The sequence below is a fragment of the Pseudomonas sp. SMN5 genome (assembly GCF_052041925.1).
Classification (GTDB): domain Bacteria; phylum Pseudomonadota; class Gammaproteobacteria; order Pseudomonadales; family Pseudomonadaceae; genus Aquipseudomonas.
Map to the genome: position 1 here is coordinate 56,427 of NZ_JBKGGX010000031.1, position 6,334 is coordinate 62,760.

General features: G+C 59.1%; 6 protein-coding genes and 1 pseudogene. 1 reads left to right on the forward strand and 6 read right to left on the reverse strand.

Features of this window, described 5'->3' with window-relative positions; all coding sequences use genetic code 11:
• Nucleotides 1-18: 18 nt before the first annotated feature.
• The gene (locus ACLEJR_RS23910) at nucleotides 19-948 is read right to left on the reverse strand and encodes a LysR family transcriptional regulator (protein WP_440795449.1); all 930 of its coding nucleotides are present in this window, start codon (nucleotides 946-948) and stop codon (nucleotides 19-21) included.
• Nucleotides 949-1,123: 175 nt separating this feature from the next.
• Between ACLEJR_RS23910 and ACLEJR_RS23915 the strand changes: the two genes are divergently transcribed.
• Nucleotides 1,124-2,353, forward strand: coding sequence for an acyl-CoA dehydrogenase (locus tag ACLEJR_RS23915; protein WP_440795451.1), 1,230 nt, complete (start codon nucleotides 1,124-1,126; stop codon nucleotides 2,351-2,353).
• A gap of 206 nt (nucleotides 2,354-2,559) precedes the next feature.
• On the opposite strand, the gene ACLEJR_RS23920 is transcribed toward ACLEJR_RS23915, so the two are convergent.
• From ACLEJR_RS23920 to ACLEJR_RS23940, 5 genes and pseudogenes are all read right to left on the reverse strand, one after another.
• Nucleotides 2,560-3,429 (reverse strand): isocitrate lyase/PEP mutase family protein, encoded by an 870-nt coding sequence (locus ACLEJR_RS23920; RefSeq protein ID WP_440795453.1) that lies wholly within the window; start codon nucleotides 3,427-3,429, stop codon nucleotides 2,560-2,562.
• A 188-nt stretch (nucleotides 3,430-3,617) separates the two neighbouring features.
• A complete protein-coding gene (locus ACLEJR_RS23925; RefSeq protein WP_440816947.1) occupies nucleotides 3,618-3,800 on the reverse strand; it encodes a hypothetical protein in 183 nt (60 codons plus the stop codon).
• Entirely contained in the window at nucleotides 3,788-4,477 is a 690-nt protein-coding gene (locus tag ACLEJR_RS23930; protein WP_440816950.1) for a transposase, read from the reverse strand. The genes ACLEJR_RS23925 and ACLEJR_RS23930 overlap by 13 nt, the downstream gene beginning before the upstream one ends.
• Nucleotides 4,474-5,238 carry a hypothetical protein gene (locus ACLEJR_RS23935; protein ID WP_440816953.1) on the reverse strand — a complete coding sequence of 255 codons (765 nt, stop codon included), beginning with the start codon at nucleotides 5,236-5,238 and terminating at the stop codon, nucleotides 4,474-4,476. Before ACLEJR_RS23935 ends, ACLEJR_RS23930 begins: the two co-directional genes overlap by 4 nt.
• Before the next feature lie 101 nt (nucleotides 5,239-5,339).
• Nucleotides 5,340-6,242, reverse strand: a pseudogene (locus ACLEJR_RS23940) (arginine N-succinyltransferase); the annotation flags it as partial.
• Nucleotides 6,243-6,334 lie beyond the last annotated feature (92 nt).

A 6,334-nucleotide genomic window follows, 5' to 3' on the forward strand; every position in this document is an offset into this window, starting at 1 on the left:
TCCCACAGTATCGATTTCCTAGACCTTCTCCAGCTTCTTCTCATGCGCCGTCACCTGCTGGCACAGCTCGATCATCTGCTCACGCATCCAGCGGTTGGCCGGGTCCTGGTCGGTGCTTTCATGCCAGTAGAGGTGGGTCTCCACCGGCGGTACATCGTTGACCGGCAACTGGAAGGCGTGCAGGTCGTGGCGACGTGCGAAGCGTTCCGGGACGGTCATGACCATATCGGTCTGCTGCAACACCTGGGAGGCCATCAAATAATGTTGCGAGCGCAAGGCAATCTTGCGCTGGATGCCCATCTTGCCCAGGGCCAGGTCGACGTAGCCCAGCCCATTGCGGCGGCTGGAGATATGCACGTGGGTCTGGGCCAGGTAGTCGTCAAGGCCGATTTTCTCCTTGCCCGCCAAGGGATGGCCTCTGCGCATGGCGCATACATAACGGTCCTCCATCAGCTTGACGTGGCGCACCTGTGGGTCGGTATTGAGTGGCGCATCCACGGCGAAGTCGAGGCGCCCGGCTGCCAGTTCCTTGGTGGTTTCCCGGCGCTTGGACAGGAAGCTCTCGATGGCCACGGTCGGCGCCAGACGGCGCAGGCGCTGGAACAGTGGCGGCAGGATCACGCCCTCGGTGAGGTCGGTCATGCTGATGCGGTAAGTCTTGACTGCCTGCAACGGGTTGAAGATCCGGCTTTCCTGCACCGATACCCGCAGCAGCGACAAGGCGTTGCGCACCGGGCCGATGATGTTCTGGGCCATCGGCGTGGGCACCATGCCCTGGGCGGTGCGCACGAACAATGGGTCGTTGAACGTTTCGCGCAAACGCGCCAAGGCGTTGGACACCGCCGGCTGAGTGATGCCGACGATCTGCCCGGCACGGGTCAGGTTGGCTTCGGTGTAGATCGCATCGAAGACGATGAAGAGATTGAGATCGACCTTGCTCAGATTCATGGCGCTGCACTCTTATTCTTGACTTGTTGTGAGGGGCCCGGTGGCGATGAAAATCAGTGAACCATATATCGGTGATGAATGTTAATACACGCCGAGAATAGGTTAGGTAAATTTTCGTAGCTGAACTAGGATCGTTTTCATGACCTAAAACAACCTCTGCCAGAAGGTGCTGCCCATGGATTTCGCCTATTCCCCCAAGGTTCAGGAACTGCGTGAACGCGTCACGGCGTTCATGGATGCCTACGTCTACCCGGCCGAAGCGGTGTTCGAACGGCAAGTGGCCGAAGGCGACCGTTGGCAGCCCACGGCCATCATGGAAGAGCTCAAGACCAAGGCCAAGGCTGAAGGCCTGTGGAATCTGTTTCTGCCTGAGTCCGAACTGGGTGCCGGCCTGACCAACCTGGAATATGCGCCGCTGGCGGAAATCATGGGGCGTTCCTTGCTGGGGCCGGAGCCGTTCAACTGCTCGGCGCCGGACACTGGCAACATGGAAGTGCTGGTGCGTTACGCCAATGAGGAACAGAAGCAACGCTGGCTCGAACCGCTGTTGCGCGGCGAGATCCGTTCGGCTTTTGCCATGACCGAGCCGGACGTTGCCTCCTCGGACGCCACCAATATGGCTGCCCGTGCCGAGCGTGACGGCGACCAGTGGGTGATCAACGGCAAGAAATGGTGGACTTCAGGCGCTTGCGACCCGCGCTGCAAGATCCTGATCTTCATGGGCCTGAGCAACCCCGATGCACCGCGCCATGCCCAGCATTCGATGATCCTGGTGCCGGTGGACACCCCTGGAGTAAAAATCGTACGACCGCTGCCGGTGTTCGGCTACGACGACGCACCCCATGGTCATGCCGAAGTCGTGTTCGACAACGTTCGGGTGCCGTACGAAAACGTGTTGTTGGGTGAAGGACGCGGCTTTGAAATTGCCCAGGGGCGCCTTGGCCCAGGACGGATTCACCACTGCATGCGTTCCATCGGCATGGCCGAGCGGGCATTGGAATTGATGTGCAAGCGTGCCGTCAGCCGCACCGCCTTCGGCAAGCCGCTGGCGCGCCTGGGTGGGAATGTCGACAAGATCGCCGACTCACGGATGGAAATCGACATGGCGCGCCTGCTGACCTTGAAAGCAGCGTACATGATGGACACTGTCGGCAATAAAGTGGCCAAGAGCGAAATCGCCCAGATCAAGGTCGTCGCGCCCAATGTCGCTTTGAAGGTCATCGACCGGGCGATTCAGATCCATGGTGGGGCCGGGGTTTCCAACGATTTCCCACTGGCCTACATGTATGCCATGCAACGCACCCTGCGCCTGGCCGACGGCCCGGACGAAGTGCACCGCGCCGCCATCGGCAAGTTCGAGATCGGCAAGTACGTGCCCAAGGAAATGCTGCGTAGCGGGCGCTGAAGGCAATCTTGCATCCGCCAATAGACCCCTGTGGAGGCGGGCTTGCCCGCGAAGAGGGCGGCACCTTCAAAAGAGATGCAAGCCGACCCACCGCATTCGCGAGCAGGCTCGCTCCCACAGAGGAGCATCGCGGCCACCTGGATCTCCTGTGGGAGCGAGCCTGCTCGCGATGCGCTCCTGAATGCACCTCAGGGCTGGACGTCAGATCATTCCTTGACGCTCATGTATTCCTCGGCCCAGCGGATGTATTCCTCGGGCTGGGTGTAGGTGTGGGTCAGTTCGGTGGCGCTGAGGTCTGAAGCCTGGGTGAAGATTTGCCGCTGTTCGCGCAGGCTGTCATAGGTGGCCTTGATCGCGGCGAAGTAGGCGCCATGGCCGTCGATGGTCACCCGCACGCCCAGTTCAGCCAGGCGTTTGTCGTCGCGCAGCAGCGGGTTGCCATAGGTGACGAGCATCAGTGGCACGCTCAGGTTTTCGCTGATCTTTTCCAGATGCTCGAAATCCTGTACCCCCACCATGCAAATCCCGTCCGCCCCGGCCCGTTCATATTGCTGGGTACGGCTGATGATTTCCTGGACCGGCAGAATCCCGGCATTGGTACGGGCGATGATCGCCATTTCCGGGTCGACGCGCGCCTCCAGCGCCGCACGAATCTTCCCGACGCCTTCGGCCACTCCGATCAGGTCCGTGGACTTGCGGCCAAACTGGGCCGGCAACAGGGTGTCCTCGATGGTCAGTGCGGCCACGCCGGCACGTTCCAGTTCAATGATGGTGCGCATCACATTCAAGGCGTTGCCGTAGCCGTGGTCGGCGTCGGCGATCACCGGCAGTTGCGCCACCCGGCCTATGCGGGTGGCCTGTTCGGCGAACTCGCTGAGGGTGATCAGGGCAAAGTCCGGCGCGCCCAGCACTTGCAACGAGGCGACCGAGCCGCCCAGGATCCCCACTTCAAAACCCAGGTCGGCCGCGATGCGCGCCGACATCGGGTCAAACACGGATGCGGTGTGGTAGCAGGTCTTGGAGGCCAGCAGTTGACGGAAGTTGCGGCGCAAATCTTGATGAGAAAGCCTGGACATGTGAGTTCCACCATGGAATGGAACGGCTTGAGCAAAAGTGTCAACGCCGAAAGAGCCAAAGGCTATCACGTGGCAAGCAAAAAGAAGATGACGAATGCGCATGGGCCATGCTTTCAGCGCATCGTCAGAAAGGCCACAACCCGCAGGACAGTAGCCTGGCAGGGCGCGCCGACCTAAAGAAAGCGGGGTCAGTCTGGGTATGGCAAGTTCCAGATTTCCTTGATTTCGTGGATGTTCCCCACATTGAAGCGCGTCGGAAATCCTGGGATCGTGCAGTGGGTTTCGTTCGTCAAGTGCGTGGCGGTGTCGATCACATTGGAACCGGCCCGCAATAAAGGCGCTTCATCCCAGTCTTCGATCAGGTCAAGCATGGTTCATCTCCTTCTTTAGATTTATCGGAAAACATCGGGTCGGCTTTCAGCAACGACAACGTATCGTCGAACAAGGCGATCTCTTGCGCCGCTATGCCGGGGTGAACGGGTATGTAATCTTCATCGAAGCACCAGGCGTCATCGACCTGTTCCAGGTCTGCGGGATGAATAAGCAGGCTCAGTGAAGCGGACATTGAGGTCGGTGCTATTTGCCTGTGGATTTCGCGCAGTGCTGGCATATACAGAACGGTCCCTGGGGCAAGTTTCAGTATTCGCTGTTTGCCCAGTCGAGGCCTCTTACCCTTTTGCAGTGGCAGGTCATCCTGTATTTCGCGAATAACAGTGGTGTAGCCATCGCCGCTATAACCCACCGAGTAAATTTCAAAGTCATGGTTGTGGTTCACGTTGTAGATAAAAGTTTCACTCTCATCGTGAGTCTCCACGGGGGACCAGAAACTCAGGCGCAGAGTGAAATCTTCATCACTGTGAAGGACAAAACCATAGGCGTTGTAAAGGCTGTTGCGTGTATCAAAGCCGTCTCGTTGCAGCGTGGCGTACAGATGCGAACTTAATACTGAGCGGTTGGTGGCTAACGCTTGCAATGCTGCGCGAATTTCATCCTTATCACGTTGCAAGTCGTAACTTTTCAAGCGCTCGACAAATACTTCCAGCCTCATGCGGCTTGCTCGAATGGCAGGAGCAGGGTATCGAGACGGGCGTTGCGGTGTTTTTTCAACAGCGCTACGTAGCTCACCGCCGTTTGCGGATCAGCCAGATAGAGTGTCTGGAAGGCTTTCCAGGCGACGGCGGGGTGATAGTGATAGATCAATTCCCCGGCGACCCTGACGCTATCGGGGTCCTGAACCGCCTCGAGCAACTCGAGGCTCACCAGATACCGTGCCGCGCTTTCGTCATGGGGTAGCCAGGCGACTTTGCGCAGTGAAGTCCGATCAAATACATCGATGTCAGCCGTCCTGTCGGGCAGATTTATCCGACCGATCAACCCGGCGCCAGGTCGATGGTAGTCGAACAATGTTCGGCGGCCATCCACCACGAGGGGATTATCTTGATGGATGAGACAAATCCCGGTTTTCTCAAGCTGTTGAGAGTTGATCGCGTACAGCTGAACTTCGAACGGTTGGTCAATGGCAAATAAAATACTCTGTCCGGGTACTGAATACAGTTGCGAGGCCCTGCTGCCGAGTGTGGGGGCCTTGATACTGATGTTGCCGATACCGCTGCTATGCAGTGTGAGGGTTGCGGTGTGCCGATTGGTCAAATTCATGATGACCGCCCGCCGGGGGCGAGCGGTGGCGAATGTTGGATGATGCTTGAGGTCGACAATCAACTGATTGATCTGCGCCGCCATGTCGAGTGTCTTGATGGTTTCCGCGATGTATTCGGGTGGCATCTTTTTGGAAATTAGCGTTTTAATCATGAACAGAGCCGTGGCAGATGGCGACGTTCAAAAGTATGGGTTTTCAAACTCCTTGAAGGCAATTGACGAATTGTCGGCAAGTATTACTGGTGGCTGGCGGGTTACGCCGCCTGCGCCTTTTGTCGGCGTTCGGGCAATGGTACGGCGCGCACTGTGTCCCCCGGTTGCACTTGCAGGCGCTTGGCGGTGAGTCGGTCGACCAGCAGGCTATGGCCATGTTGATGCGCCCTAGCGCTGGTGACACGGCAGCTTTCCAGGCGCCGGTTATGGATCAGCCAGAACGGTGCTCGTGGGTCCGGCGTGCCAATGCCCAAAGTCAGCGCCTGGCTTTCACGCACGGTGCGGATGTTCGATACCGAGGCCTCGATCACCGGGCCCGCATCGAAAATATCGATATAGCCTTTATGGCTGAAGCCTTCGGCATTGAGGATTCTCATGGCCGGTTCGCTGTTCGGGTGGGCCTTGCCGATCACCGCTTGGGCCTGTTCCGTCAGCAGACAGGTGTACAGCGGCTGTCGCGGCATGAGCTCGGCAATGAAGGATTTATTACCCATGCCGGACAACTGGTCGGCATAAATGAAATCCTTTTTGAAGAAATGCCGGCCCAGGCTGTCCCAGAACGGCGAACAGCCTTGCTCGTCAGCATGCCCGCGCAGTTCGGCGATCAGTTTTTCACCGAACATCTGCGGGAACTCGGCCACGAACAACAGGCGTGCCAGGGACAACAGGCGCCCGTTGTGACCGTGACGCTGCTCGGGGTGCAGGAACAATGAGCAGACTTCCGATTGCCCGGTCATCTCGTTGTTGAGAAACAACGTCGGGATCTGCCGCTGGATGCCCAGTTCCGGCGCCGAGCTGACGGTCACCCCGACCCGATAGTTGTACCACGCTTCGCGCAGTCCAATCGCTCCGGTCAGCGCGCTGATCCCGACTACCTGGCGGTCATCGTCTTCGAGCACGAACAGATAATCGGCGTCGGCCCGTTCGACCTGCCCGGCGAAGGTGGGGGGGGGGGGGGGGGGGGGGGGGGGGGGGGGGGGGGGGGGGGGGGGGGGGAGGGGGGGGGAGGGGGAGGGGGGAGGGGGGGGGGGGGGGG

Coding starts and splice junctions, on each gene's coding strand:
- ACLEJR_RS23910 (WP_440795449.1), bottom strand. CDS start 948: ATGAATCTGAGCAAGGTCGATCTCAATCTCTTCATCGTCTTCGATGCG.
- ACLEJR_RS23915 (WP_440795451.1), top strand. CDS start 1,124: ATGGATTTCGCCTATTCCCCCAAGGTTCAGGAACTGCGTGAACGCGTC.
- ACLEJR_RS23920 (WP_440795453.1), bottom strand. CDS start 3,429: ATGTCCAGGCTTTCTCATCAAGATTTGCGCCGCAACTTCCGTCAACTG.
- ACLEJR_RS23925 (WP_440816947.1), bottom strand. CDS start 3,800: ATGCTTGACCTGATCGAAGACTGGGATGAAGCGCCTTTATTGCGGGCC.
- ACLEJR_RS23930 (WP_440816950.1), bottom strand. CDS start 4,477: ATGAGGCTGGAAGTATTTGTCGAGCGCTTGAAAAGTTACGACTTGCAA.
- ACLEJR_RS23935 (WP_440816953.1), bottom strand. CDS start 5,238: ATGATTAAAACGCTAATTTCCAAAAAGATGCCACCCGAATACATCGCG.